The sequence below is a fragment of the Halomarina salina genome (genome assembly GCF_023074835.1).
Lineage (GTDB): Archaea > Halobacteriota > Halobacteria > Halobacteriales > Haloarculaceae > Halomarina > Halomarina salina.
In genome coordinates, this window is sequence record NZ_JALLGW010000001.1 from 1727518 (window position 1) to 1751658 (window position 24141).

Consider the following 24141-nt stretch of genomic DNA (forward strand, 5'->3'; position numbering starts at 1 on the left):
ATGAGTACTTTCGGTGTGTTACGCGTTGGAGGGACACTCTACCTTTCGAATACGACGGACTAAGCACGAACGACTGTTCCGATGACAGGATGGTCACCGGGCGCTGGCGGTCGCCTGCCGTCGGGCCGAACTGGTCGTCCAGGTGGTCGGGAACCGGCGTCGACGACCGGGCACACATCGAAAGGCCCTGTACCCTCGACCACCGACCCGAGCCAATGACCGACTACTTCGAGGTCCACGAGCGCGACGGCCCCGCCCGTCTGGGCGAGGTGCGCCTCGCGGACCCGGTGCGGACGCCGGGGCTCGTCGACGACGTGCTCCACGACGCGGGCAGCCTGTGGCCCGAGGACCGCGAGCAGGTCGAGGGCGACGACTCCCGGCTCACCGTCCTCCCGCACCGCTCGTTCCCGGCCGGAACCGACGAGCGCGTCGCCGACGCGTTCGCCGTCGACTACCCCGACGTCGAGTTCCCGAGCGTCGCCGTCGTCTCGCGGGACACCGCCGCGGACTACGGCGCGGACGCCTACGCCCTCTCGGAGGCGTCCGGTATCGCCGGCCACGCCGAGGCGTTCGTCGAGGCCGTCCTCGACGTGCGCGAGGAGGTGCCACCGGACACCGCCCTCTACTGCTCCGGGGTCGCCACCCCGGCCAACGTCGCCACGCTCGCCTACACGGGCGTCGACCTGTTCGACACCGACCGGGCGTACGTCCGCGGTCTGGAGGGGTTCTATCTCTCGACGGACGGCGAGGCGTTCCTGGAGGACCTCGACGAACTGCCCTGTGCCTGCGAGGCGTGCCAGCAGTCCCGCGAGACGTTTGACCACGAGGACTGCGCCGCGCACAACGTGAACGCACTGGCGGCCGAACTCGCCCGCGTCCGCCAGCGCATCCGTAACGGCCGCCTCCGGGACTACGTCGAGGGGCAGGCCCGACACGAGGCGTGGCTGACGGCGACGTTCAGGCGACTCGACCAGCAGTACGGCTACGTCGAGGAGCACACCCCCATCTCCCGACGCGACGAACTGCTGGCCGCGAGCGACGACTCGTTGCGCCGCGTCGAGATACAGCGCTTCGCCGAGCGCGTGACGACGCGCTACCGCAACCGCTTCGACGGACCGCTCGTGCTCGTGCCCTGTTCCGCCCGGAAGCCGTACGGCGACTCACAGAGCCACGCGCAGTTCCACAAGACCATCGACTACCGCGCGCACAAGGTGTCGATGACGTCACCCATCGGCGTCGTCCCGCAGGAACTGGAACTCACCTACCCCGCTCAGCACTACGACTCGGTCGTCACCGGTCAGTGGAGCGAGTCGGAGGTCGAGTTCGTCGCCGAGGTGCTCGCGCGCTACCTCGACGCCACCGACTACCCGCGACACGTCGCACACCTCCCGCCCGGTGGCTACACCGACGTCGTCGAACGCGCCGTCGAGCGCTGTGAATCGGACGTGACGTTCGAGTTCACCGTCGAGGACCACCCGACGACCGACGAGGCACTGGCGGCGCTCGCGGACACGCTCTCTGGCGAGGAGCGGTACATGAAACGCGAACGCGAGCACAACACGGTTCGGGCGATCGCGGACTACCAGTTCGGGGACAGCGCGGCCTCGACAGAGGCCGCGGGCGACGCGTTCTTCGACCACATCTCGACGGGCGGGCGCTACCCCTCCCTGCGAGTGAGCAGCGAGGGCGAGCAGTGGGCGACGCTGGTCCCCCAGTACGGCACGCTCTCGCTGACGCTGGCGGGCGCGCGGCGGTGGGTGGACAGCGAGGTGCCGACCAAGACCGTCGCCATCGACGGGTTCGTCCCGCAGGGGAGCGTCCTCGCGCCGGGCGTCCTCGACGCGGACGACGACATCCGCGTCGGCGACGAGGTGGTCGTCGAGGGGCCGCGCGCGTTCGCCGTCGGCCGGGCGTCGATGTGCGGCGACGAGATGGCGCGCTCGACGCGGGGTATCGCCGTCGACGTCCGACACGTCGAGGAACTGTAGCGGCACGACGCGTCGGCCGGCCGACGCACGTCTCGGCGACGAGTCCCCGAACCGGGTGCCGACAAAGTCAGTCTTTAGTGTCGTCTAATCCTACACCGTGCCGAATGCGACGAGCGACCGCACCGGGTGAGCCGAGATGACGACGACCGTCGCCCTCGCCCAGTCGTCGGGTCTCCAGTCGTTGATCCGCGAGTACGCCGACTACGGACCACTGCTCGCCTCGTTCCTCGTCAACATGCTCGGGACGTTCGGTGACAAGGGACAACTCGTCGTCGTGACGCTCGCCTCCCGCTACGACGCGAAGCGCGTCTTCCTCGGCGCGATGGGGGCGTTCTGCGCGTGGAGCGCGCTCGAAGTCGCCTTCGGGCAGGCGCTGCTCGGCGCGATTCCCGCGGGCGTGATGGGGCCGCTGACGGGCGCGCTGTTCGTCCTCTTCGGTGCGTGGACCGCCAGGAGCGCGTTCGACAGGGTTCGCGTCGACCGGTCGACGAACCCCTCGCGGACCGACGGCGGCATCGCGAGCGGTCTCAGTGGTCGCGTGCTACCCGACCCGGTGCTCGCACGCGTCGGTACGTACGGCGGCCTGCTGGCGAGTTTCGTCCTCGTCGGCGTCGCCGAGTTCGGCGACAAGACCCAGTTGCTCACCATCAACCTCGCCGTCACGTTCCCGAACGCACCGCTCTCTGTGTTCGTCGGCGTCGTAAGCGCGCTCGCCCTGCGAACGGGTGTCGACGCCGTCATCGGCGAACACGTCGAGGCGTACCTCCCGACGGCGGCCATCGAGGCCGGTGCGGCCGTCGTCTTCGTCGCGTTCGGTCTGTTCGTCTTCGGCGTGCTCCCCGAACTTGGCCTGGTCGTCGTCCTCCTCGCCGTTCTCGTCGGCGTCGTCGGGTGGGGCGTTCGCGCACGCCGCGACTGACCGAGCCAGCGTGGCCGGGTCGCGGACGAGCGCGACCGGTCCGTTCAGGTGGTGTGTGGCAGGCGGAGTAGAGAGAACCTTTTGACCCGACGGCGCGTCGTCGGCGACCATGGGGCACGGTCCACTGGAGGTCTCTCTGTCTGCCGTCTGCGCACGGTCGCACGGCAGCGACGCGGGAGCGCCGGACGAACGCGCCGACGTCGCGCGAACGGGGACGCGAGCGGTTCGATGAACGGCGACCCCATCGCCGGTCCCGCGTTGCTCCTCGCGGCGGCGAAAGGAGGCGTCGGTCCGCAGTTGCTCCCGGACCTCGTCGAACACGTCCAGGAGCACCTCGGGCCGCGCCTCGACGACTACCGGCGGCGCTACGAACTGGTCGACGAGAACGACGAGGCGTGCGTGTTCCTCGTCGAGTCGGGCCACTGGGAGACGCTCGGCGAGGAGTGCAGGCTCGAACCGGGCGAGCGTGAGGCGGTCGAGCGAGCACACGCCGAACACCTCCGTCGACTCGGCGTCGAGACCGAGCGCCGCGAGGAGTTCGAGACTGCGCTGGAGATCCGCGAGTGCGTCGTCGTCGGAAGCGCCGGGGTCGGGTGACACCGCGTCAACGTTTTTCTCGCCGTTCGTCGAACGTGGACCATGAGCGACACTGTGACGGTCACCGTCGACGGGCGCGACGAACGCGCGCCCGACCTGGCGAGCGTCGACCTCCGCGTCCGGTCGACCGACCCGGACGTCGGGACGGCGCGCGCGGCGACCGACCGACGGTCCGAGGTGCTGTTCGAGACGCTGGCCGACCATCAGGTTCCGGAGGAGGCGACGAACACCACCAACTACCGCGTCTCGCGGGAGCGCGACCACACGCAGCGGCCGCCGGTCGAGGGCGACTACGTCGTCACGCACCACGTTCACGTGGAGTCGGCCGACCTCGACGACGTCGGCGACCTGCTGGCGGACTGTATCGACGACGCGGAAGCGGGCCTCTCCTCGCTGTCGTACACGCTCCGGGAGGCGACGGAACGCGAGGCGAAGTCGGCGGCGCTGACGGACGCGATGGCACTCGCCCGCGACCGAGCCGCGACGCTCGCCGCCGCAGAAGTGCGGTCGGTCGGTGCGGTCCAGTCGGTGACTGCCGGTGACGCGTCGGCCACCGAGGTACGGACGGTCGAGGCCGCACAGGAGTCGGGGACGACGAGGGTCGGGCCACGGCCCGGTCCCGTCGAGACGACGGTGACCGTGACCGTCACCTACGCGCTGGAGTAACTCACGTTCGCTCGGCGTCCGTCTCGACCGTCGATTCCGCGACGATGCTGGAGAACACGCCGGCGAGGTGACGTTCCGAACGCCGAATCTCCAGTCCCGCCTCGCGGACGACGGCCTCCGGGTCCTGGTTCCACCGGCAGCCCATCTGCTCGAAGTGCCGCGGTGCGAGGCGGTCCTGGCCCCACGCTAGCGGGCGGGCGCTGGAACGGCCGTGCTCGAACAGCAGCACGCGACCCGACGGGCGACAGACCCGCGCCATCTCGCGGAGCGCGGCGACCGGGTCCGGGAAGGTGCACGTCGAGAGCGCGGAGACGACGGTGTCGAACGCGTCGTCGTCGAACGGGAGACGCTGGGCGTCGGCGTGCGCGAGCGTGATATCCCGTCCGAGCGAGTCGGCCTCGCGCCGCGCGCCGTCGAGCATCGCCGCGGAGAGGTCGACGCCGACGAGCGAACAGCCCTCGGGGACGTGCCGGAAGTTCGACCCGGTCCCGCAGGCGACGTCCAGTACCGTCCCCTGCGCACGCGAGAACAGGCGCTGACGGTAGCGACCGACCAGTCGCCGTTCGAGCGCCTCGAACCGCTCGAACGTCTCGACGGCGTCCGCGTAGATGAACTGCAGTTCGTCGGGCGACTTCGCGGGTCGGTCCCGCGCTCCGTCCGGGGCGGTGTCGCTCATAACTCCCTCTTTCTCGCCCGGTCGCTTCAACCCGTCCCCGACCGGGTGCGAACACACTCACGCCGTCCGACACGCTCGCCGTCTGCCCCGCGTTCACGACGACGTACTGGCCTGCACCTCCCGGCCGCGGGCTTTTGCGGAGCGGCCGAGTAGGCTCTCCCCTCTTGCCTCGACCACTCACCGCTCCACACACCTCGCCGGACGCCGAACCGCCCACCCGGCAGTCCGACCGTCGATGAGCCTGAACCCGCGCGTCGCCTTCTCGGCGGCGTTCGTCGTCGTCCTCGGCCTCCTCGCGTTCAGTATCGTCCAGCCGTTCCTCTCCTTCCTCCTCGCGGCCGTGTTGCTCGCGTTCGTCCTCTTCCCCGTCCACCGGCGACTGTCCGACCAGCTCTCCTCACCGGTCTCGGCCGGCGTCCTCGTCTCGGGAACGGTGCTGGCCGTCGTGGTGCCCATCGCCGCGTTCGCGGCCGTCGTGGCGGGCGACGTGGCGGCGCTCGCCGACGGGAACCAGGCGCTGCCCGGTCTGGAGTCGGTCGAGCAGGTGCTCCGCCAGCAGTTCGGCGTCCAGGTCCAGTTGCGCTCGCGGCTTCGCTCGATCGCCGGGAGCCTCCCCGGCTACCTCGCCAGCGCCGCGCCGGGACTGGTCAGGGGCGGCGTCCACGCCACGCTCGGCGTGTTGCTCCTGCTGTTCGTCGAGTACTACCTGCTGAAGGACGGCGCGGCGCTCGTCTCGTGGGTCCGCAGCGTCGTCCCGCTCCCGGACCCCGTCGCCGAGGAACTGGCCGAGGCCACCGACCAGATGACGTGGGCCGTCCTGAAGGGCCACGTCCTCGTCGCTGCTGTCCAGGGGTTCGTCGCCGGTGTCGGCCTGTTCGTCGTCGGCGTCCCGAACGCGGTGCTCTGGACGCTGGTGATGATGTTCCTCGCGCTGATTCCCGTCGTCGGGGTCGCGCCGGTGCTCGGCGGGGGGATACTCTACCTCGTCGTCCAGGGGAACGCTCTCGGGGCGGGGTTCGTCGTCGTCTACGGCCTCACCGTCGTCGCCATCACCGACGACTACCTCCGGGCGTTCCTGGTGGACCGCCACGCCGCCTCGCTCCACCCGGCGGTCATCCTCGTCGGCGTCATCGGCGCGGCCGTCGCGTTCGGTCCGATGGGACTGTTCTTCGGGCCGGTCGTCCTCGGCGTGTTCAAGACCAGCGTCGACGTGTTCCGCGACCACTTCGAGATGGGCTGACCGGGTCGAGCGCGTCCGATAGCGACGTGCGACGCGCCGGATGGCCGTGTCGAAGCAGTGGCTCGGTCGTCGTCCCGTATCCGTAGCCCGCGCTCTCGACGTGGCGAGAGTATCCGTCGAAGAAGCCCGCGACTCGTGAGTTCGTATGCGGAACAGAGCGCAAGCCCGGACGGACAGAAAACGTCCGTCCAGGCCTGCAATCTGAAATTGGTCCCCGCTGACGCTTCGGCCCTCCAGACGAAGCGTCGAGTAAACCAACTACCTCCACCCTAATAAGGTCTCACCTTACCGCAGGAAAGGTACCTACCAGACCGTCAGCGCGCCAGCGGCATCCCGAAGCTCTTCTCGCGCTCGACGACGGCGTTCCACGTCGTCTCGCAGTCGCAGGTGACCTGCTCGAACACGCTCGGGTCCTGCCGGAGGTCGAAGTCCTTGATCGCTCGTTGTACGCGGTCGTCGCAGTCGCCGCAGTTGTGCGGGCCGCGGTCGGAGCCGTGACCGACGGGGTCCGAGACGACGATGGCGTCCGCGTCGGCGGTCGATTCGAGCACCTCGCAGACCGACCAGAGCCACGGCGGTCGGTAGCCCCCCGAGTGGTACAGCTCCTCGACCATCGTGTACGACTGGACGTTGGTCGGGTTCATCGAGACGGTGTGACAGCCGTCGACCGCCGCACAGCGGCGCACGGAGCGTTTCATGTCCTCGACGGCCTCGGCCTCGGTGAGGAACGGCGGCTTCATCAGGAGGTACGCCTTCACGCCGGCGTCGGCGGCTTCGGCCTCCGCGCAGGCGTCCTCGAAGTCGGCGAAGTCGAAGTACTTGTTCACGCAGTCGTGGCGCACGCGGTCGGTGGCCGTCTCCAGTCCGATGGCGACGTCCGTCTCGATGCCGCGGTCGGTGAAGTCCGCGAGACGCTCGCGCTCGACGAAGTCGGGGAGCGATTCGAGCACCATGCGCTCGCGGTCGGCGAACGTCTCGGCGACGGCGTCGCGCGTCTCGGCTGGCACCTCGCGCTCGTCGAGGAAACTGCCGGAGGTGTATATCTTGATGAGCTCTGCGGGTTCGTCGCTCCGCTCGGTCTCGTGGTCGAGGCAGTACTGGACCTGCGCCATCAGGTCCTCGTGGGCGACGGTGCCACCGTCGACGGACTCCGCGACGTAGCCACACATCGTACAGCCGCCGGCGCGCGCCCAGCGACAGCCGCCGGTGTTGAGGATGATGGTCAGCGAGGTGCGCACGCCGTTCGGCGTGTTGTCCTCGTCGAGCCAGACGCGGGTCGGCTCCCGTGGGTCGTACGTTCGGTCGTTGCGCGAGCGCACCTCGCGCATGACGGCGTTGTGGGCGTCCATCCCACGGCCCTCCTCGTAGACCTCGGGGTCGGGCGTACTCATTGCCGGGGCTTGCCGACGGGCGGGTAAAGCGCCTTCGTCTCCTCCGTCTCTTCTGTCACGGCTCGTGGGGTCGCTCGTCGGCTCCTGCCGTCGAGGAACGGTCGAGTGCCAACCACAGCCCGACCCCGAGCAGCGCGCCCGTCGCGTTCGCCGCCATGTCGAGGAGGTCGAACGACCGTGCGGGGAGCGCCGACTGCACCACCTCGACGCCCGCGCCGAACGCCGCGACGCCGAGGACCACGAGCGCCAGCGTCCACCAGTCGCGAGTCCGGTCCGGGGACGCTCCCACGAACGCCGCCGCGCCGAGCACCGCGAGCGTCGCGTACGCCGTCGCGTGGACCCACTTGTCGAGGCCCAGGACGCCGAGTGGGCCGCTCCCCGACGTCTGGTGTCCCGCACCCACCGTACCGGGGTCCAGCACCGACGCGACGAAGACGACGGCGGCGGCCACGACGAGCGCCACGTAACGCCGTCGTCGCGTCGTCGTCGGCCGTCTCGACCTGTCCATACCGCCGTCAGCGCCCCGAGAGGCGTAAGGTGTCCGGTCGCACGCAGTTCGCGTCAGGGTCGCAACGCGGGTCGTCGTCGCTCGTCGCGTCGTGGAGTCGCCACGTCGCCACGCCGAGCAGCGCTCCCAGCGCGTTGGCGGCCACGTCGCCGCGTTCGTACAGTCGCCCCGTCAGCGAGTGCTGGAGCCATTCGAGGGCCGCGCCGTAGCCGGTCACGAGGCAGGCGACGGCCGCGAGGGAGCGCCAGGACTGCGCGTCGACGGCCTCGGCGAACGACCGGGCGAGCACGGCGTACCCGAACAGGTGGCTCCACTTGTCGACGCCCGCGATACCCAGCGGGTCCCGCGGCGGTGGGCCGCGGTCGGGGAGTTCCACGACGGAGGTGACGAAGACGACCGCGGCGACCAGCGCGGTGCGGCGATAGCGCCGACGGTTCGCTGAACTGGTCATACGCTCGTCACGACATACTGCAGGATAACGCTACCCGCGATGAGGCGGGCCGACGATTCGGTCCTCGTCACCCCTCCTTATCGAACACGAGGCAGTAGCTGTGGTCGTAGCCGTAGCCGTACGTCCCCTCGCCGTCCTCGTCCTCGCCCTCCCAGGTGACGACCACCTCTCCCTCGAACCAGAACCGCTCGGCGAGTACCTCCGCGACGTCCCACGCGAGCGTCGTCACCGCTCCCTCGAACGTCATGTTCGAGACGTCGACGAGGACGTGGCCGCCCTCTCCGAGCAGTCCGTCGACGTGGGCGAAGACACGTCCGAGGTCCGCGAGGTACTCGTCGTACTCCCGCCCGCGCTCCTCGTAGTTCGTCAGGGGGTCGCGCTCCATCACCGCCAGCATGTACGGCGGCGAGGTGAGACAGCAGTCGGCCCGCGGGAAGCCGTCGTAACTCTCGGCGTCGAGTGCGTCGCCGTGGACGACTCGCTCGGGGTGGTCGAGTGCCTCGCGGACGAACGCGACCCGGTCGGCGTCGTACTCGACGCCGTAGGCCTCGCGGTCCATGCGCTCGGCGACGCGGAGCGTCGTCCCGAATCCCGCGAACGGGTCGAGGACGGTGTCGCCGGGGTCGGTGAACTCGCCGAGGAAGTGTTCGACGTACGATGCCGGGGTTCTGGGGTCGGCGTCGTCCGCGAACGCCTCCGGGAGCGCGAACTCGAACTCGTGGGCGAGGTGGAGGTACGTCTGCACGGGGCGTGAGAGGCGGAGCGGACGGTAAAACCTCTGCCCCCGACTACCGGTCGACGCCCTCTCCGCCGCGTCCCTCGCCACCGGCGAACCGCGCCGCGCCCTCGTCGGCGGCGTCGAGCGCCTTCGTCCCGTGCCACGCCTCGACTTTGAGTCCGGTCTCCAGGGACTCCCCGAGACCGTCGTACAGCGCCGCGCGGTCGGTGCGGACCGTCGCCTGGGGATGCTCGGCGATGCCTTCGGCCAGTGAGCGGGCCGCCGCCAGCGCCTCGCCGGAGTCGACGACGCGGTCAGCGAGGCCCCAGTCGTGGGCCTCCTCGGCGTCGACCGCCCGCCCGGTCAGAATCATGTCGAGCGCCCGTCCTCGCCCGACGATGCGCGGGAGGCGCTGGGTGCCGCCGTCGACGAGGGGGACGCCGAACCGCCGCTCGAAGCAGCCGAACGTGGCGTCCTCGGCGGCGACCCGCAGGTCACACCAGAGGGCGAGTTCCAGACCGCCCGCGACGGCGTGGCCCTCGACGGCCGCGACGGTCGGCTTCTCCACCCGCATCCGGGAACAGCCCAGCCAGCCCTCGTCGCGGTCCTCCAGGTCCATCGCCTTCAGGTCCGCCCCGGCACAGAAGTCGTCGCCAGCGCCCGTGAGGACGCCCACCAGCGCCGCCTCGTCGGCGTCGAACCGTCGCCACGCGTCGCGCAGGCCGAGTGCGGTCCGGTCGTCGACCGCGTTGCGCGCGTCGGGGCGGTCGATAGTCACGACCGCGACGCCGCCGTCACGCTCGTAGCGGACCGTCTCGTGGTCGAAGGGTGCGTCGGGGTCGGTCGGGTCGTCGCTCCGGTCCCGGTGTTCGTCGGAGTCGCTCATGGACCACCCGCGTCGGGGAGCGAGAAGAAGCCTCGGCCGAGACGGGACGGCCCGCTGAGGCACGGTCGGTCAGGTCGTGGCCCGGACTTTTGTCGTCCGGTCGCGTCGTGTGGCCCGATGGTGATTCCCGACCCCGCCGCGAGCGACGAACTCGTCGTCCTGTTCGTCCAACTCGCCGTGGTGCTCCTGCTGGCGACTGGGTTGGGAGCGCTCGCGCGACGTGCCGGCGCGCCTCCCGTCGTCGGCGAACTGCTGACCGGCGTCGTGCTCGGCCCCTCTCTCCTCGGACTGGTCGCGCCCGACCTCTACGCGGCGCTGTTCCCCACGGACGCGACGACGCTCCTCCTCGGCGTCTCGTCGGTCTGTCTCGTCGTGCTGATGACGGTCGTCGGGTTCGAGACGGACCTCGCCGTCGCGCGGGCGAGACCGGGGCAGACACTGCTCGTCGCAGCGGGGAGCGTCGTCGTTCCGTTCGCGCTGGGTGGTGCGCTCGCCTTCCTCGCGCCCGACGTGGTCCTCGCCGACCCGGACGCCCGCCTCCCGTTCGTGCTGTTCGTCGCCACCGCGATGAGCATCTCCGCGATTCCCGTCGTCGCGCGCATCCTGCTCGACATGGGGCTGCTCGACGCGCCGTTCGGGCAACTCGCGGTCGCCGTCGCCCTCGTCAACGACACGCTCGGCTGGCTGCTGCTCGCCGTCGTCGCCGGCATCGCCACGGGAGAGGGTGACGCGCTGGCGTCGCTGCCGGGCACCATCCTCGCGCTCGCTGGCATCGTCCTCGTCGCGCTCACTGCGGGCCGCTGGCTGGCGGACCGACTCGGTGACGTTGCCGACGGCGTCGCCCTGCCCACGGTCGTCGCCCTCGCATTGGGTGCGGGGGCGGCGACGCAGGCGCTCGGCGTCGAGGCGGTGCTGGGGGCGTTCCTCGTCGGGGCGCTCGCTCGGGAACGCGGGACGCTCGACGCCCGGACGCGCGAGGCGATGGAGTCCGTGACGCTGGCGATGTTCGCGCCCGTCTTCTTCGCCGTCGCCGGACTCCGCGTCGAACTGGGGGCGCTCGCGGACCCCGAGGTCGCGCTCGTCGGTCTCGTCGCGTTCGCCGTCGCGGTCGTCGGGAAGGTGGTCGGGACCGTCGGCGCGGCCACGGTCGCGGGGTTCGAACGCCGCGAGTCGCTGGCGCTCGGGGCCGTGCTGAACGCCCGCGGCGCGATGGAGATAGTCGTCGCGACGGTGGGCCTCCGACTCGGCGTGCTCAACGAGGCGGCCTACGCCATCGTCGTCTGCATCGCCATCGGGACGTCCGTGATGACGCCGCCGCTGGTTCGGTACGTCTACGGAGGGGGAGTGGCCGACGCCGCCTCCGAGCATGGTGTGGGGAGTCTGACCCGGTTCAGACGGTGAGCGTGGTTCGTGCGCTCTGTTCGACGCAGCGACTCAGACCGTGAAACCGCGCAGCACGCCCTGGCCGTCGGTGCCGGCGTGGAGGTCGGGCAGCGTCGCGCGTTCGGGGTGGGGCATCAACACGGCGACGGTGTCGCGGTCGCCCAGGACGCCCGCGACGTTCCCCTTCGACCCGTTCGGGTTCGCGTCGTCGGTGACGGTCCCCTCGGCGTCGCAGTAGCGGAACAGCACCCGATTCTCGTCGTCCAGTCGCGCGAGTTCCTCGTCGGTCGCCTCGAACCGGCCCTCGCCGTGGGCGATGGGGAAGGCGACCACGTCGCCCTCGTCGTAGGAGCGGGTCCAGGGCGTGTCGGCGTTCTCGACGCGCAGGTGGACGTGTTCGCACTGGAACCGGGCGCTCGCGTTCGTCGTGAACGCGCCGGGCGTCAGACCGGTCTCGCAGCCGATCTGTGCGCCGTTACAGATGCCGAGGACGGGCGTCCCGTTCGCCGCGCGCTCGCGGACCTCGGCCATCACCGGCGCGCGGGCGGCCATCGCCCCGGCTCGGAGGTAGTCGCCGTAGGAGAACCCGCCGGGGAGGACGATGCCGTCCGTCTCGTCGGGCAGGCCGTCCTCGAACCAGACGCGTTCGGCGTCGACGCCGAGGTGGGCGAGCGCCCGGACCGCGTCGCGGTCGCAGTTCGACCCGCCGAACTGCAGTACGGAGATCATCGCTCGGCGACGCTCACGTCGTAGTCGTGGATGGTCGGGTTCGCGAGCAGGCGCTGGGCCATCTCGTCGGCGCGGGTCGCGGCCACGTCCGCCGACTCGGCGTCGAGGTCGACCTCGAATCGGTCCGCCGAGCGCAGGCCGTCGACCTCGAACCCGAGGCGTTCGAGCGCGCGCTTCGTCGTCTCGGCCTCCGGGTCGAGGACGCCGTTCTTGAGTCGAACGGTCACGGTCGCCGTGTAGGCGGTCATCGGTCGTGTAGGCGTGGTCGTGCACGAAAACGCTTGTGGGTTCTCCCCGGTGTGCACGTTCGTGGTGTCCTCTCGCGGGTCCGTGCAGCGTGGCCACGTGGCTTGCGAGTGCGCCGACCGTCTCTGCGTGGTGGTCGAGACCGTCTCACGCGGGATGCCCAGGCAGGCTGAAGGACTATCGACAGCGGTTGGGACCGTCCCGTATGCGCCTCGTCCGAGTCCTCGTTCCCGAAGCGGAGTACGCGCCGGTGGCAGACGACCTGCGAGCGGAGGGGTTCGAGGTGGTCACCAGTCGCGCGTACGACGACGCGGGCGAGACCACGGGGTCGTGGCTGCTCGAACTGCCGGTCCCGAACGCGGCCGTGGGGAAGGTGTTCGAGATCGTCGAGGAGACCGACGTCAGCGAGGAGGTGTACACGGTCGTCCTCGAAGCCGAGGCCGTCGCCACACCGAAGAGCGACGAACTGCGCGACCGATACTCGGGCGACTACGCGCCCCTGACGTGGGCGGAACTGCGGGCGAAGGCCCAGGACCTCACCGCCGACCGCTACAGCTACGTCGGGATGATGGTCCTCAGCGCCATCATCGCGACGGCGGCACTGCTGATGGACTCGCCGGCGGTGCTGGTCGGGTCGATGGTCATCGCGCCGCTGGTCAGTCCCGTCATCACCGCGAGCGTCGGGGCGCTCACGGCCGACCGGGAGATGCTCACGGCGAGCCTCGTTCGGCAGGTCGGAGGCGTCGCCGTCGCTGTCCTCGCGGCGACGCTGGTGAGCTTCGCGTTCCGATTCGGGCCGGTCGCACCCGCGCCGCTCGACGTCTCCGGCATCGAACTCGTCGGCCTCCGGATGTCACCGGGGGTGCTCGCGCTCGTCGTGGGGGCGGCCTCGGGGGCGGCCGCCGCGTTCGCGTTCGTCACGCGCGGGACGACCGAACTCGTCGGCGTGATGATCGCGGCGGCGCTCGTCCCGGCGGCCGCGGCGACGGGCGTCGGTATCGCCTGGGGGTCGTACACCCTCGCGTTCGGGACGATGGCGCTCCTGTTCGTCACGCTCGTCCTCATCAACGGCTGTATGGCCGGCACGCTCGTGGTGCTCGGCTACTGGCCGCTCGGCGACGTCGAGGTGCTCTCCTGGCGACCTGCGGCCGTCGTCGTCGGGGCCTGTCTCCTCGTCGCGCTCGCGACGGTCGCCGGCGTCGGTGGGCACGTCGGCTACGCGACCGGTGCGAAGGCGGCAGTCGGGGACGTCGTCGAACGCCCGGCCTACGCCGAGGTGAAGGTGCTCTCGACGAGCGCCCAGTACGCGGCCACCCCAGCGAGCGAACCGCGGAACGTGTCGGTCGTGCTCAGTCGCCCGGCCTCCTCGCAGGTGAACGGGTCGCACCTCGCGGGCGCGCTCTCCGAACACATCACCGCCGAGACCGGTCAGCCGACGACGGTCGACGTCCGGTTCCATGAGTACTACCGGTCGCGGGGGGCGACCGCGACGAACTCGACGGGGCCGACAGCAGCGACCCTGCCGATCCAGGCGACGTGACCGACGCGACGGCGGTGCGCGGAACGTCGCGTTTTTCACCGCCGATTGCCAGGTGACGCCATGAACCGTTTCGACCGGAGGCGACGATGACCCGGAACCTCGCGCAGGTCACCGTCGTCGGCGACGACAAGAAGGGCATTATCGCTCGCGTGACGACGCTGCTGTTCGAACGCGGCGTCAACGTCGAGGACCTCGACCAGGCCGTCCAGGACGGCGTCTTCCGGATGACGCTCCACGTGGACATCAGCGACATGGTCGTCAAGGAGGAGACGCTCCGCGAGGTGCTCGACGACCTCGGCGAGGAACTCGGACAGGACATCTCCATCCGGTTCCCCGGCGACCGGGACACCGACCGCATCGCGGTCCTCGTGACGAAGGAGTCACACTGTCTGGAGGCGCTCATCGAGGCGCGGGAGGAGGGCCGACTCGACGCCGAACTGTCGGTCGTCGTCGGCAACCACGACCACCTCGCCGACCTCGCCGAAGATGCCGGAATCCCGTTCTACGACATCGGCGACGGGTCGGGGTCCCCCGACGAGGAGTGGCTGCTGGACATCCTCGACGAACACGACGTGGACCTCGTGGTGCTGGCGCGGTACATGCGCATCCTCAGCCCGAACGTCGTGTTCCGCTACGAGGACCGCATCATCAACGTCCACCCGTCGCTCCTCCCGGCGTTCCCCGGCGCGGAGGCGTACCGGCAGGCCCGCGAGGAGGGCGTCCGCATCGCGGGCGTCACCGCCCACTACGTCACGACCGACCTCGACCAGGGGCCCATCATCACGCAACGAGCGTTCGACGTGCCCGACGGCGCTGCCCCCGAAGACCTCGAAGCGCGCGGCCAGCCGCTCGAAGCCGAGGCGCTCGTCGAGGCCGTCACGCTCCACCTCGACGACGCGACGACGGTGTACCACGGCCGCACGCACCTCCGCGAGGACGTGGAAGACGACGACTACCAGCTCGGCCTCCCCGGCGTCGCACAGGACGCGAATCCCGAGGAGCCGACCGACGAGGGAGTCACCCAGACGCCCGACGCCGACGACTGAACGCGAGCGGTGTTCGCTCCGGCGAACACAGCGTTTCTGCGTTACAGGTCGCGGACGGCAGCTACCGCCTCGTCCATCGACGGCGCGTCGAACAGGTCGCGACCGAGGTAGCGGTTCGCGCCGGCGCAGTAGTAGTCGCTGACGACCCGAATCACGCGCTCGTCGAGCGGTTCGGGGTCGCGCTCGCACAACTCGCGCCAGTCGGCCACGTCGCGCTCCTTCGCTTCCTCCTTCGCCGCCGCCACCGCTTCGACCCACTCGGGCTGGGTGCGCTTGTGGTACTGCCGGACGACCTCCTTCGACACCTGCTGGCCGTCGTAGGCGAACCGGTTCTCGTCGAACGTGCCGACCACGTCCGCGACGCGCACCTCGCCCTCGTAGAACAGGCACTCTATCTTCCCGTCCTCGTGGGTGAACCCGCGCTCCGCGGCGCGGTCGGTGACGAGTTCGTTCACGCGCCGGGCGACCGATTCGAGTGCGTCGACGCTCGCCGCGCCCGCGATGCGGTCGGCCTCCTCGCGGGCGAGGTACCTGTCGGACTCCTCGTACTTCGTCGAGAACTCGACCAGCGGCTCGGGGAGCGTGACGGCCTCTTCGGGCCACGTCCCGCCGTCGAGTCCGACCGCCTCGGGGGTCGTCCGGGAGCGGAGACTCGACCCGACCGGGACCCGGTTGCGGAAGACGATTTCGAGCGGGACGAGGTAGTTCTCGCCCGCGTCGTGGTGGTAGGCGTCGTAGTCGTACGTGCGGCCCTCGTGGGGCAGGTCGGGGACCTGCGTCAGGTCGATGGCCATCTCGCGTGGTGGGTCGTCCACGTCGGCGAGCGGGACCGGTTCCTCGCCGTCGTCGGGGACGACGCCGCGGTAGTGCGTCGGCACGCCCTCGGCGTCGAGCAGTTCGAAGTTCGCCGCGCCCATCGCGCAGAGCGCCCGCCCCTTCCCCGGAATCGGGTCGGGCATCTGCCCCCAGTCGAAGACGGAGTACGCGTCGGTGAAGACGAACGACCCGCGTCCGAGCGAGTCGGCCGTGGCCGCCTCCTCGACCCGGAACTCCTTCACACTCGTCATGGACGTGGGTGGTCCGCCGCGTAGCAAAGGAGTTTCTATGCACGGTCGTGCGACTCGGCGGGTGTGGTGTTCACGTGTCGGCGTCGGGCTCGCTCGCCCGTCACCGGCGACGCTCACCGGTAGCCGGTGTGGTTTTACCGTTCGAGGCGGGAGTGTCACCGATGGAACGGTTGCCGACGAACGTGCCGCGGGGCCGCTTCGAGTTCGCACACCGCCCGGAGACCGACCAGTCGTTCGAGAACGCGCTGGCGAAGGTGCGGGCGGGCGAGCGGTTGACCGTCGACGACGGCATCGAACTGCTGACGACGGGCACCGGATTCGACGGCATCGACCCGCGCCGGAAGGAACTCGTCCTCGAGGCCGCCGACCAGCGCCGCGCCGAGCAGGTCGGCGAGGAGGTGACGTTCGTCGCCAACCTCAACAACAACGTCACGACGGCCTGCAACACGGGCTGTCTGTTCTGCAACTTCAAGGACCCGGCTGGCGAGTTCGAAGCTGGGAACGTCCCCGAAGAGGAGGTCGCCCACGAGGAACGCGGGTTCACGAAGACGCCCGAGGAGTCGCGTCGACTCGTCCGGGACGCCATCGAGCGCGGCATCTACGAGGTGACGTCCGTCTCGGGGCTCCACCCGGCGCTGGCACTCGACGAGGACCACCTGGAAGCGCTCGACGCGCAGGGCGGCCCGAACTACAAGCCCGCCTCGATGTACGCGACGGACCCCGGCACGTACGTCGAGCAACTGGAGGCGATGGCCGTCGACGGCGTCCACCTCCACTCGATGACGCCCGAGGAGGCCGCCCACGCACGCCGCGGGACCGAGAAGTCCTACGTGCAGGTGTACGGTCGCCTCCAGGAGGCGGGGCTGGACTCGGTGCCCGGCACGGCCGCCGAGATACTGGTCGACGAGGTCCGCGACGTCATCTGCCCGCAGAAGATAGACTCCGGCGAGTGGGTCGCAGCGATGGAGGCGGCCGCGTCGCTCGGCCTCGACATGACGGCGACCATCATGTACGGTCACGTCGAGAACGAGGCGCACCGCGTGCAGCACCTCGACGTGGTCCGGGACCTCCAGGACCGAACGGGAGCCATCACCGAGTTCGTCCCGCTGTCGTTCGTCCACCACGACACGCCGCTGGCCGAGGAGGGGATGGTGACGACGGGGGCGACGCAGGCCGAGGACGAACTGCTGATGGCCGTCTCCAGGCTCTACCTCGACAACGTCGACAACCTCCAGTCGTCGTGGGTGAAGTACGGCGACGAACTCGGCCTGAAGATGCTCTCGTGTGGCGCGAACGACTTCATGGGCACCATCCTCTCCGAGGAGATAACGAAACGCGCGGGCGGCGAGTTCGGCGAGTTCCGGTCGGTCCGGGAGTACGTCGACATGATAACGGCCGTCGGCCGCGTGCCCGTCGAGCGCTCGACGGACTACCGCCAGCGACGGGTCGTCGACCCCGAGGAGGGGCCGTTCGGGCCGACACTCGGCCCGGAAGCCGACGGGACGCCGCTCGTCGACCGGTCGAAAGCGCTCGCCGACGACTGAAGGAGGGCCGACGAGGGAGCACGGCCAGACCGCGACGCGTCCGAACGGGGAGTGAGAACCGTTTCTAACGGCGACGAGGCGCCCGCTCAGCCAGTCACCGCCCCTTCGACGTACTCCCTGACGCCGAGGCTCTCGCTGGAGAGCGAGTCGGTGGACGTGTCGGTCGAGGAGTCGCGTTCGACGATGGTGCCGCCGTTGCCCACGGCGACGTCGTAGGTGTCGCCGTGGGCGACGCCCTGGAACTTCGTCGAGACGGGCGTCTCGTACAGTTTCCACTGGCCGGCCGACAGGCGCTCGTACACCTTGCCGCCGTTGCCCGCCGCGTAGCCGTAGTCGGTACCGCGGTCGAGCGCGCGGATGGCCTGCCGGTCGTCGTCCACCACGTGTGGCGTCCACCGGAACCCGTCGTAGCGGTAGACGATACCGCCGCCAGCGGCGACGTTGACGTCCTTCGCACCGACGCTGGCGATGTCGTAGAACGCGTTCCCGGCGAAGTCGATACCGATCTGCTCCCAGTTCGTGCCGCCGTCGGTCGTCTCGGCGACGAGCTGGCTGGTCGAGGCGACGCGGCCCTTCTGTCGCGCGTGGAAGTCGATGCCCGGAATCGTCGACCCGCCGCCGGGTTTGACGACGTCGTCGTACTTCACGGCGCCGCTCTCCTGGCGGACGCCGACGAGCAGCTCGCCCGACCCGTTGACGAAGTAGAGTCGCTCGTCCGTTCCGGCGGTGCCGACGACGGCGCAGTCCTCCCACGTCGAGGTCTTGCCCTTCGGGGCTGAGTAGTTCGTCAGCGTCTGCGTGTCGACGCGATACTCGCCGATGACGCCCGACCCGCCGACGAACCATACCGCCTTCCCGTCGTCGGTGACGTCACAGCCCGTGAGCGGCCGGCTCCGCGCCTGCGGGCCGTAGTTGACGATGCGCTCCCAGCCGTCCTGTCGGCGGATGACGACGTCGCCGCCGCCGCCGACCGCGACCGGCCCCTCGACCGTGTCGACCGCGTCGTTGAGCGTCTTCGTCGTCGGACTCTCGGCCTCGGTCCACCCGTTCGAACTGTCCTGTGCCGCCACGGTCGGGACGCCGACCACCGCGGCTGCGGTCGCCCCCGTGACCTTCAGAAAGCCCCGTCGGCTCGTGCTGGATTCGTTCATGAGTCTGCACCCGATAGTTACCGCTACCTGTATTCGTAAGTTACAGACTAGCAGATTTAAAATATTATTTCGGAAAAGATTCTAAATTAATGCCGTTTCCGCCGTACCTCGCTCGCGCTGGGTGCTGACGGACGTTCAGTATCGAACGTGTGTCGTAGTGGACCGTTAACGACAACACGTCGAGGAGTCCCGAGACTGAACTCGGAGACTCAGTCGTGCGCGAACGGCGGGGCGATGGCTCGCGTCTGCGGTCGGGAGGCGTACCACGTCGATAGCGCGACGCTCGCCCCCGTGAACGCTCCGACGACGAGCGCCAGCGTCCTGTTCCGACCGACGAGACCGGCGGCGGCCGTGGCCACGACGAACGCGACGACACCACTCACGAGCGAGTTGGACATGGTCGATAGCCGCGGTCCGCCGCCGTGAACGTTCCGCCACCGCTGACGCTACGTGGACGCCCGCTCCTCGGTCGGGTCGGTCGGGTCGGCGAGTTCGCCGGTGACGGCCTCGAATGCGTCGGTCGCCGTCAGCAGGCCGACCACTTCGTCGTCCTCGACGACCAGCGCCAGTTCCTGGTTCTCGTCCTGGAAGCTGTCGATAGCCTCGCTGATGCTCGTCTCCGGGGTGAGGGTCATCGGTGGCGCTGCGAGCTCCGCGAACGTCAGTTCGCCGTCGCGCAGCTCGTCGAAGTGCCGGGCGACGACCGGGATGTAGACGATTCCCTCGAACTCCTCGAGCGAGTCGCCGACGAGCGGGAACCGGGTGTGGGGGTTCTCCTCGAGGACCTGGAGGTTCTCGTCGACGTCGTTGCTCGTCGACAGCGTAGCGATGTCCTCGCGGGGGACCATCTCGTTACGGACGGTCAGTCGGTCGATGTCGAGTGCCGCCTGTATCTCCTCGCGGCGCTCCTCGGGCATGTCGCCCTCGTCGAGCATGTCGTCGAGCTGCCGGCGCAGGTCGGCGCGGGACTCGATGACGTCGGCCTCCGCCTCCATCCACGCGCCGGTCATCTCGACGCCGAACAGCTTCAGCGTCCCCTTCGCGATCCAGTCGCCGAACGCGATGAGCGGCGAGATGGCGTAGTGGAACCAGTACAGCGGGGACGCTCCGTACCGACACACCTGTCGGGAGCGCTCGACGCCCAGGTACGTCGGGGTCTGTTCGCCGTGCGTGAGGTGGACCAGGTTGATGATGAGGAAGGCGATGATCGCACCCGCACCGACGGAGGCCAGCGCCGTGTCCGCCAGCAGGGGTTCGAACAGGGCGGCGAGCGCCGGTTCGGCGACGATGCCGACCGCGATGCTCGACGCGGTGATACCGACCTGACAGGTCGTCAGGTACAGTTCGAGGTTCTGCGTCATCTCCCAGGCTCGCTCGAGCGACGGGTTCCCACCGATGAACTCCTCTTCGGTGAACTGTCGCGCACGCGTCAGTGCGAACTCGATAGCGACGAAGAACCCGTTGGTGAGGATGAGGAGGAGCCCGGCGAGCAGTCTGAGCGTGACCTGAAGCGAGGTCATATCGTGAGCCTGGAGCGGAACCATCTGACTGGTGTACCCGCAGAACGATGAAAAAGGTGGTGCCTCCTCTCTACCGGCCGTTGTCGCCGGTTTCGGTTCGCGGAGGGGGAAGGCGAGTTCAGCCTCCCAGCACCGACCGGTAGCGTTCACCAGTCGATGTCTCCGCGGCGAGTTCGTCGCGGAGTCGGGACGAGAGCCACGCCGACGAGGTGTCTCGCCCGCCTCCCACCTCGTCGCGCTCCCCCTGACCGACGAACCGCTCGTAGACGGGCAGTCGCTCGTGGAGCGGGACGCCCGCCTCCTCGGCGACGTCCTCCAGTTCGCGCAGCGCTGGCCAAGCGTAGTCGGGGTTGATGTGGTCGTCGGTGACCGGCGACACGCCCCCGAGGTCGTCGACGCCGCAGTCCAGCACCTCGCGGACGGGGGCGAGGTTCGGCGGCACCTGCACGCTCACCGACTCGGGAAGCGCGACGCGGGCCATCGCCACCGCGCGTCGGAGCGTCGCCACGTCGGGGGTGTCGCCGCGCCAGCGCTCGTTGTTCGCGACCGGCTGGACGATGACCTCCTGGACGTGGTCGTGGCGCTCGTGGAGCGCCCGGATGGCGAGCAGCGACTCCGCGCGGTCGCGCCACGTCTCGCCGATGCCCACCAGAATCCCCGTGGTGAACGGGACGCCGAGTTCCCCGGCGGTCCGGATGGTGTTCAGACGCTGACCCGGCGACTTCGCTCGTGGCCCGCCGTGGGCCTGCACCGCTGCGGTCGTCTCCAGCATCACGCCCATCGAGGCGTTGAGGTCGGCGACGTGGGCCATCTGCTCGCGGGTCTGGTCGCCGGGGTTCGAGTGGGGGAGCAGGCCCTCCTCCAGCGCTATCTCACAGGCCTCGCGCAGGTACTCGTGGATGGAGTCGTGGCCCCACTCCGCGAGTTGCTCGTGGACCTCGGTGTAGCGGTCGTCCGGGTCGTCGCCGAACGTGAACAGCGCCTCCGTACACCCGGCGTCCGCGCCGCGCTGGCAGACGTCCCTGACCTCCTCGGGGGTCAGGAGCGACGCCTGCCCCGGCACGTCGTAGTAGGTGCAGTAGGTGCAGGTGTAGCGACACGCCGTCGTCAGCGGGACGAACACGTTGCGACAGAACGTCAGCGCGGGCGCGGGGCCGACGTCGTCGGGCGTCACGTCCAGCAGTCGCTCGACGTCGGCGGGGTCGATGGCGATGTCGATATCGTACTCCGCTGCGCCCGGAATCACGGTTCGTGGTCGGCCGTCACCCACCGTAAATCCTCCCACTGTCGGCGGTTCCTGCCGTCGGTCCGGGACGGGCCACGCCGCTCACTCTCGGCGTTCGACGCCCACCCGACCGTCGCCGGTCGTCACCGCGAACCGGTCGGCGAGGAAGTCTCTGGTACGGCCGTCCGCTGTCGCGTGGAGCAACACCTCGACGAGGTCCGCCGGCGCGTCGACGTCCGTCCCGAGGCGGTAGGAGTCGACCGTCGTCGGGGTGACGCCCAGGTCCTCGCAGATTCGCCGGTGGTCGCGGTAGGAGGCTCCGTGGTAGTCCGTCCGGAAATCGGGGTGGCGCGAGACGAAGGCGTTCGTCCCGCCGCCGCGCCCCGGCGCGAACACGACCGGTCCGTCGGCGTCGAACAGCGCCGAGAGCGCCCCGGGCGTCGCCAGCGCGAGGTCGGCCATCACGACGGCGACCGGCGAGTCGGGGCCGGCGCGCTCGGCCAGCACCGCGTTCACGGCCGGTGAGAGCGGTCGGTCGTCGATACGGACCGGCGTCTCGGTGTCGCCGGGCGGGTCGAACGCCTCGGTGGCGAGAACCGTGGGGGCCTCGCCGACCGCCCGAACCGCGTCGAGCACGTCCGCGAGCATCGCCCGGGAGAGCGCCTCGCGCTCCGCTGGCGAGCAGAGCGACGCGAGCCGCGTCTTCGGGTCGGCGACGCGGTACGGGACGACGACGCGCATGGTCCGGACTGCGACGGCCCCACGATTGAGCGTGGCGGTTCGGCCCGGGCGGAGTCGCGTCGCCCGTCGGGTCTGTCGACCCAGGACCGCCGCGCTACGGGAGGACGGCCTCCAGCGTGAGCCACATATCCGTCGCGAACGGCATCGGGTCGTCGAGCGAGAGGTAGTCGAAGTTCGGCTGTTCGACGAACGAGCGCAGAACGGCGGGTATCTCGGTGCGGAGCGACGGCGGGTCGACCGGCCCGTCGTCGGCGGTGAGCAGCGAGGTGAGGTAGATGAGCTCCCCACGGAGTACGTGACTCGCCGTCCCGACGTCGTAGTCGAACGTCGGTTCGGCGGGGTCGCCGGTGGCCACGCGGTAGTAGTGGTACGGGAAGTCGACACCGGCGTGGACGGCGAGCTGGAGCGACCCCCAGAAGCGGGGGTTTATCTCGATGAGCGTGTAGCTGCCGTCGCGCTCGTCGCGCTTGAACTCGACCATCGCCGGGCCGTGCCAGTCGAGCGCTTTCAGTAGCGAGAGCCCGGCGGCTTCGAGGTCCGGGTCGTCGATGGCCTCTCGGTAGACGCTCGCGCCGCCCTTGTAGGTGTAGCTGCGGATGCGCCGGTGCTGGAACGTCGCGACCGGTTCGCCGTGGTCGAACATCGCGAAGAACCCCACCTCGTCGTCGCCGGGGATGAACTCCTGGACGATGGGGACGTGGCGCATCTGCTCGGTGATGGCGTCGCGGTCGGGCGTCTCGCCCGCGTCGAGGAGCTCGACGCCGGGGTAGAACGTCTCGCCGTCCTCGACGAGGATGGAGTACCGCGACTTGACGGCGGCGGGGCCGTCCCACCCGTCCCACTCGTCGAGCGACACCGTCTCGGGGACGGCGACGCCCGCGTCGCGGGCGATGTCGACGAGTCGGAGCCCGTCCTGGACGGACTCGACGGTGTCGTAGTCGGGCCACGGCGTCGCCACGTGTTCGGCGAACTCGTCGCGCCGCGTCGAGAGAACGTACACGTCCGCCTCCCGGAGCGGGACGACGGTCACCACGTCGTCGCGGGCGGCGAGTTTCAGGAGGACGTCGCCGTACCGCTCGATGTCGTCGCCGGGTGCCGGGGCGCGGTACGCCTCGTCGCAGTACTTCGAGGCGAACGGCGGCATCGTCTCGCTGCTCCCGACGGCGATGGTGCGGACGCCGGCCCGTCCGAGCGAGCGGACCGTCGCGAGACTGCTCGGCGCGGGGTAGAGCGACGGGACGACGACCGCGTCCTGCCCGGTCATCGTCGGGCGGCGAGCGCGTCGACGAAGTCGTCGACCGCCTGCGTCACCTCGTCGTAGATGAGTCGGAAGGTCGCCTCGCTCTCGCCTTCGGGGTCGATTATCTCGTCGTCGCCGTCGCGGTAGGCGGGCCCGCGCGTCGACACCGCCCCGAGGAAGAAGAACTTGTGCGCGTACTCGGGGAACTCCCGCATGTAGTAGCGGTAGTTGCGGATGTCCATCAGGAAGGCGACGTCGGCGTCGGCCAGCAGCTGGGCGGTGACGTCCTGCGAGCGGTGGGGCGAGAGGTCGACGTCGTGTTCGGTCGCGACGCTGACCGCGTTGGTCGGGCTCGGCCGGCCGCCGCGACCCGCCATCCCCGCCGAATCGACGGTGATGTCGTCGATACCCGCCTCCTCCAGTCTCCGTTCGAGGTAGTAGTGAGCCAGCGGACTGCGGCAGATGTTCCCGGCACAGAGCATCAGGACGTGGCCGCCGTCGTCCAGCGCCTCGAACGCCCGCTGTATCTCCAGTGGCTCGGGTATCCGGCCCGTCCGGAGGCGCAACCGGTCGAACTCGACGCCGAGTCGGTTCACCGCCTGTTCGGGGAGGGAGCGCGCCACGCTACCGCCCTCCGGACGACCGTCGGTCTACGGACCTGCAGGACAC

General features: G+C 69.9%; 25 protein-coding genes. 9 read left to right on the top strand and 16 right to left on the bottom strand.

Translation table 11 applies throughout. The features are described 5' to 3' along the window. Positions 1-215 precede the first annotated feature (215 nt). The 4 genes from arcS to MX571_RS08690 all read left to right on the top strand — a co-directional run bounded on the left by arcS (position 216) and on the right by MX571_RS08690 (position 4170). On the top strand, positions 216-1988 hold the full coding sequence (gene arcS, locus MX571_RS08675) for an archaeosine synthase subunit alpha (protein ID WP_247415491.1): 1773 nt from the start codon (positions 216-218) through the stop codon (positions 1986-1988). A gap of 136 nt (positions 1989-2124) precedes the next feature. Beyond that, positions 2125-2907 carry a TMEM165/GDT1 family protein gene (locus MX571_RS08680; RefSeq protein ID WP_247415493.1) on the top strand — a complete coding sequence of 261 codons (783 nt, stop codon included), beginning with the start codon at positions 2125-2127 and terminating at the stop codon, positions 2905-2907. Positions 2908-3135: 228 nt separating this feature from the next. After that, entirely contained in the window at positions 3136-3504 is a 369-nt protein-coding gene (locus tag MX571_RS08685) for a DUF8048 family protein (protein WP_247415494.1), read from the top strand. Between the two features lie 42 nt (positions 3505-3546). Further along, complete coding sequence (locus MX571_RS08690) at positions 3547-4170, top strand: SIMPL domain-containing protein (RefSeq protein ID WP_247415496.1); 624 nt, start codon at positions 3547-3549, stop codon at positions 4168-4170. A gap of 1 nt (position 4171) precedes the next feature. Here MX571_RS08690 and MX571_RS08695 read toward each other — a convergent pair whose 3' ends face one another. After that, positions 4172-4846, bottom strand: a complete 675-nt coding sequence (locus MX571_RS08695; RefSeq protein ID WP_247415498.1) for a class I SAM-dependent methyltransferase — start codon at positions 4844-4846, stop codon at positions 4172-4174. Between the two features lie 235 nt (positions 4847-5081). Here MX571_RS08695 and MX571_RS08700 point away from each other — a divergent pair, with 235 nt between their 5' ends. Beyond that, positions 5082-6086: an AI-2E family transporter gene (locus MX571_RS08700; RefSeq protein ID WP_247415500.1), complete on the top strand. Its 1005-nt coding sequence runs from the start codon at positions 5082-5084 to the stop codon at positions 6084-6086. A 314-nt stretch (positions 6087-6400) separates the two neighbouring features. Here the strand turns inward: MX571_RS08700 and MX571_RS08705 are convergent, their stop codons facing one another. From MX571_RS08705 to MX571_RS08725, 5 genes are all read right to left on the bottom strand, one after another. Then, a complete protein-coding gene (locus MX571_RS08705) occupies positions 6401-7477 on the bottom strand; it encodes an archaeosine biosynthesis radical SAM protein RaSEA (RefSeq protein WP_247415502.1) in 1077 nt (358 codons plus the stop codon). Between the two features lie 55 nt (positions 7478-7532). Continuing rightward, a complete protein-coding gene (locus MX571_RS08710) occupies positions 7533-7985 on the bottom strand; it encodes a VanZ family protein (protein ID WP_247415504.1) in 453 nt (150 codons plus the stop codon). A gap of 7 nt (positions 7986-7992) precedes the next feature. Next, positions 7993-8436, bottom strand: coding sequence for a VanZ family protein (locus MX571_RS08715; protein ID WP_247415506.1), 444 nt, complete (start codon positions 8434-8436; stop codon positions 7993-7995). A gap of 67 nt (positions 8437-8503) precedes the next feature. Then, entirely contained in the window at positions 8504-9181 is a 678-nt protein-coding gene (locus MX571_RS08720) for a DNA methyltransferase (RefSeq protein ID WP_247415508.1), read from the bottom strand. A 43-nt stretch (positions 9182-9224) separates the two neighbouring features. Continuing rightward, positions 9225-10040, bottom strand: a complete 816-nt coding sequence (locus MX571_RS08725) for a crotonase/enoyl-CoA hydratase family protein (RefSeq protein WP_247415510.1) — start codon at positions 10038-10040, stop codon at positions 9225-9227. Positions 10041-10157: 117 nt separating this feature from the next. Between MX571_RS08725 and MX571_RS08730 the strand changes: the two genes are divergently transcribed. Then, the gene (locus MX571_RS08730; protein ID WP_247415512.1) at positions 10158-11441 is read left to right on the top strand and encodes a cation:proton antiporter; all 1284 of its coding nucleotides are present in this window, start codon (positions 10158-10160) and stop codon (positions 11439-11441) included. Between the two features lie 33 nt (positions 11442-11474). Here the strand turns inward: MX571_RS08730 and purQ are convergent, their stop codons facing one another. Together purQ and purS are read right to left on the bottom strand one after the other, a co-directional pair. Continuing rightward, a complete protein-coding gene (purQ, locus tag MX571_RS08735) occupies positions 11475-12152 on the bottom strand; it encodes a phosphoribosylformylglycinamidine synthase I (RefSeq protein ID WP_247415514.1) in 678 nt (225 codons plus the stop codon). Beyond that, positions 12149-12400, bottom strand: coding sequence for a phosphoribosylformylglycinamidine synthase subunit PurS (gene purS, locus MX571_RS08740; RefSeq protein WP_247415517.1), 252 nt, complete (start codon positions 12398-12400; stop codon positions 12149-12151). Before purS ends, purQ begins: the two co-directional genes overlap by 4 nt. A 203-nt stretch (positions 12401-12603) precedes the next feature. Between purS and MX571_RS08745 the strand changes: the two genes are divergently transcribed. Both MX571_RS08745 and MX571_RS08750 read left to right on the top strand, forming a co-directional pair. Further along, entirely contained in the window at positions 12604-13938 is a 1335-nt protein-coding gene (locus tag MX571_RS08745) for a DUF389 domain-containing protein (RefSeq protein ID WP_247415519.1), read from the top strand. An 86-nt stretch (positions 13939-14024) separates the two neighbouring features. After that, a complete protein-coding gene (locus tag MX571_RS08750) occupies positions 14025-14984 on the top strand; it encodes a formyltetrahydrofolate deformylase (protein WP_247415522.1) in 960 nt (319 codons plus the stop codon). Positions 14985-15025: 41 nt separating this feature from the next. On the opposite strand, the gene MX571_RS08755 is transcribed toward MX571_RS08750, so the two are convergent. Continuing rightward, positions 15026-16051, bottom strand: a complete 1026-nt coding sequence (locus MX571_RS08755) for a phosphoribosylaminoimidazolesuccinocarboxamide synthase (RefSeq protein ID WP_247415524.1) — start codon at positions 16049-16051, stop codon at positions 15026-15028. Between the two features lie 161 nt (positions 16052-16212). Here MX571_RS08755 and cofH point away from each other — a divergent pair, with 161 nt between their 5' ends. Beyond that, on the top strand, positions 16213-17595 hold the full coding sequence (gene cofH, locus MX571_RS08760; RefSeq protein ID WP_247415527.1) for a 7,8-didemethyl-8-hydroxy-5-deazariboflavin synthase subunit CofH: 1383 nt from the start codon (positions 16213-16215) through the stop codon (positions 17593-17595). An 86-nt stretch (positions 17596-17681) separates the two neighbouring features. Here cofH and MX571_RS08765 read toward each other — a convergent pair whose 3' ends face one another. From MX571_RS08765 to MX571_RS08795, 7 genes are all read right to left on the bottom strand, one after another. After that, entirely contained in the window at positions 17682-18746 is a 1065-nt protein-coding gene (locus MX571_RS08765; RefSeq protein ID WP_247415529.1) for a WD40/YVTN/BNR-like repeat-containing protein, read from the bottom strand. Between the two features lie 209 nt (positions 18747-18955). Continuing rightward, positions 18956-19144 carry a hypothetical protein gene (locus MX571_RS08770; RefSeq protein WP_247415531.1) on the bottom strand — a complete coding sequence of 63 codons (189 nt, stop codon included), beginning with the start codon at positions 19142-19144 and terminating at the stop codon, positions 18956-18958. A gap of 48 nt (positions 19145-19192) precedes the next feature. Continuing rightward, the gene (locus MX571_RS08775) at positions 19193-20266 is read right to left on the bottom strand and encodes a CNNM domain-containing protein (protein WP_247415533.1); all 1074 of its coding nucleotides are present in this window, start codon (positions 20264-20266) and stop codon (positions 19193-19195) included. A 118-nt stretch (positions 20267-20384) separates the two neighbouring features. After that, positions 20385-21512 carry a 7,8-didemethyl-8-hydroxy-5-deazariboflavin synthase subunit CofG gene (gene cofG, locus MX571_RS08780; RefSeq protein ID WP_247415536.1) on the bottom strand — a complete coding sequence of 376 codons (1128 nt, stop codon included), beginning with the start codon at positions 21510-21512 and terminating at the stop codon, positions 20385-20387. Between the two features lie 81 nt (positions 21513-21593). Continuing rightward, the gene (gene cofC, locus MX571_RS08785) at positions 21594-22232 is read right to left on the bottom strand and encodes a 2-phospho-L-lactate guanylyltransferase (protein ID WP_247415538.1); all 639 of its coding nucleotides are present in this window, start codon (positions 22230-22232) and stop codon (positions 21594-21596) included. 94 nt (positions 22233-22326) lie between these two features. Continuing rightward, complete coding sequence (locus tag MX571_RS08790) at positions 22327-23496, bottom strand: carboxylate--amine ligase (protein WP_247415540.1); 1170 nt, start codon at positions 23494-23496, stop codon at positions 22327-22329. Beyond that, a complete protein-coding gene (locus tag MX571_RS08795; RefSeq protein WP_247415542.1) occupies positions 23493-24095 on the bottom strand; it encodes an arsenate reductase/protein-tyrosine-phosphatase family protein in 603 nt (200 codons plus the stop codon). The genes MX571_RS08790 and MX571_RS08795 overlap by 4 nt, the downstream gene beginning before the upstream one ends. Positions 24096-24141: the final 46 nt, after the last annotated feature.

What these genes read in the sequence shown, in the direction of transcription:
- MX571_RS08680 (WP_247415493.1), top strand. Translation starts at nt 2,125, where the DNA reads ATGACGACGACCGTCGCCCTCGCCCAGTCGTCGGGTCTCCAGTCGTTG.
- purQ (WP_247415514.1), bottom strand. Translation starts at nt 12,152, where the DNA reads ATGATCTCCGTACTGCAGTTCGGCGGGTCGAACTGCGACCGCGACGCG.
- MX571_RS08690 (WP_247415496.1), top strand. Translation starts at nt 3,547, where the DNA reads ATGAGCGACACTGTGACGGTCACCGTCGACGGGCGCGACGAACGCGCG.
- arcS (WP_247415491.1), top strand. Translation starts at nt 216, where the DNA reads ATGACCGACTACTTCGAGGTCCACGAGCGCGACGGCCCCGCCCGTCTG.
- MX571_RS08770 (WP_247415531.1), bottom strand. Translation starts at nt 19,144, where the DNA reads ATGTCCAACTCGCTCGTGAGTGGTGTCGTCGCGTTCGTCGTGGCCACG.
- MX571_RS08725 (WP_247415510.1), bottom strand. Translation starts at nt 10,040, where the DNA reads ATGAGCGACTCCGACGAACACCGGGACCGGAGCGACGACCCGACCGAC.
- MX571_RS08715 (WP_247415506.1), bottom strand. Translation starts at nt 8,436, where the DNA reads ATGACCAGTTCAGCGAACCGTCGGCGCTATCGCCGCACCGCGCTGGTC.
- MX571_RS08765 (WP_247415529.1), bottom strand. Translation starts at nt 18,746, where the DNA reads ATGAACGAATCCAGCACGAGCCGACGGGGCTTTCTGAAGGTCACGGGG.
- cofH (WP_247415527.1), top strand. Translation starts at nt 16,213, where the DNA reads ATGGAACGGTTGCCGACGAACGTGCCGCGGGGCCGCTTCGAGTTCGCA.
- MX571_RS08755 (WP_247415524.1), bottom strand. Translation starts at nt 16,051, where the DNA reads ATGACGAGTGTGAAGGAGTTCCGGGTCGAGGAGGCGGCCACGGCCGAC.
- MX571_RS08750 (WP_247415522.1), top strand. Translation starts at nt 14,025, where the DNA reads ATGACCCGGAACCTCGCGCAGGTCACCGTCGTCGGCGACGACAAGAAG.
- MX571_RS08775 (WP_247415533.1), bottom strand. Translation starts at nt 20,266, where the DNA reads ATGACCTCGCTTCAGGTCACGCTCAGACTGCTCGCCGGGCTCCTCCTC.
- purS (WP_247415517.1), bottom strand. Translation starts at nt 12,400, where the DNA reads ATGACCGCCTACACGGCGACCGTGACCGTTCGACTCAAGAACGGCGTC.
- cofC (WP_247415538.1), bottom strand. Translation starts at nt 22,232, where the DNA reads ATGCGCGTCGTCGTCCCGTACCGCGTCGCCGACCCGAAGACGCGGCTC.
- MX571_RS08745 (WP_247415519.1), top strand. Translation starts at nt 12,604, where the DNA reads ATGCGCCTCGTCCGAGTCCTCGTTCCCGAAGCGGAGTACGCGCCGGTG.
- MX571_RS08695 (WP_247415498.1), bottom strand. Translation starts at nt 4,846, where the DNA reads ATGAGCGACACCGCCCCGGACGGAGCGCGGGACCGACCCGCGAAGTCG.
- MX571_RS08730 (WP_247415512.1), top strand. Translation starts at nt 10,158, where the DNA reads ATGGTGATTCCCGACCCCGCCGCGAGCGACGAACTCGTCGTCCTGTTC.
- MX571_RS08710 (WP_247415504.1), bottom strand. Translation starts at nt 7,985, where the DNA reads ATGGACAGGTCGAGACGGCCGACGACGACGCGACGACGGCGTTACGTG.
- MX571_RS08685 (WP_247415494.1), top strand. Translation starts at nt 3,136, where the DNA reads ATGAACGGCGACCCCATCGCCGGTCCCGCGTTGCTCCTCGCGGCGGCG.
- MX571_RS08705 (WP_247415502.1), bottom strand. Translation starts at nt 7,477, where the DNA reads ATGAGTACGCCCGACCCCGAGGTCTACGAGGAGGGCCGTGGGATGGAC.
- MX571_RS08790 (WP_247415540.1), bottom strand. Translation starts at nt 23,496, where the DNA reads ATGACCGGGCAGGACGCGGTCGTCGTCCCGTCGCTCTACCCCGCGCCG.
- MX571_RS08700 (WP_247415500.1), top strand. Translation starts at nt 5,082, where the DNA reads ATGAGCCTGAACCCGCGCGTCGCCTTCTCGGCGGCGTTCGTCGTCGTC.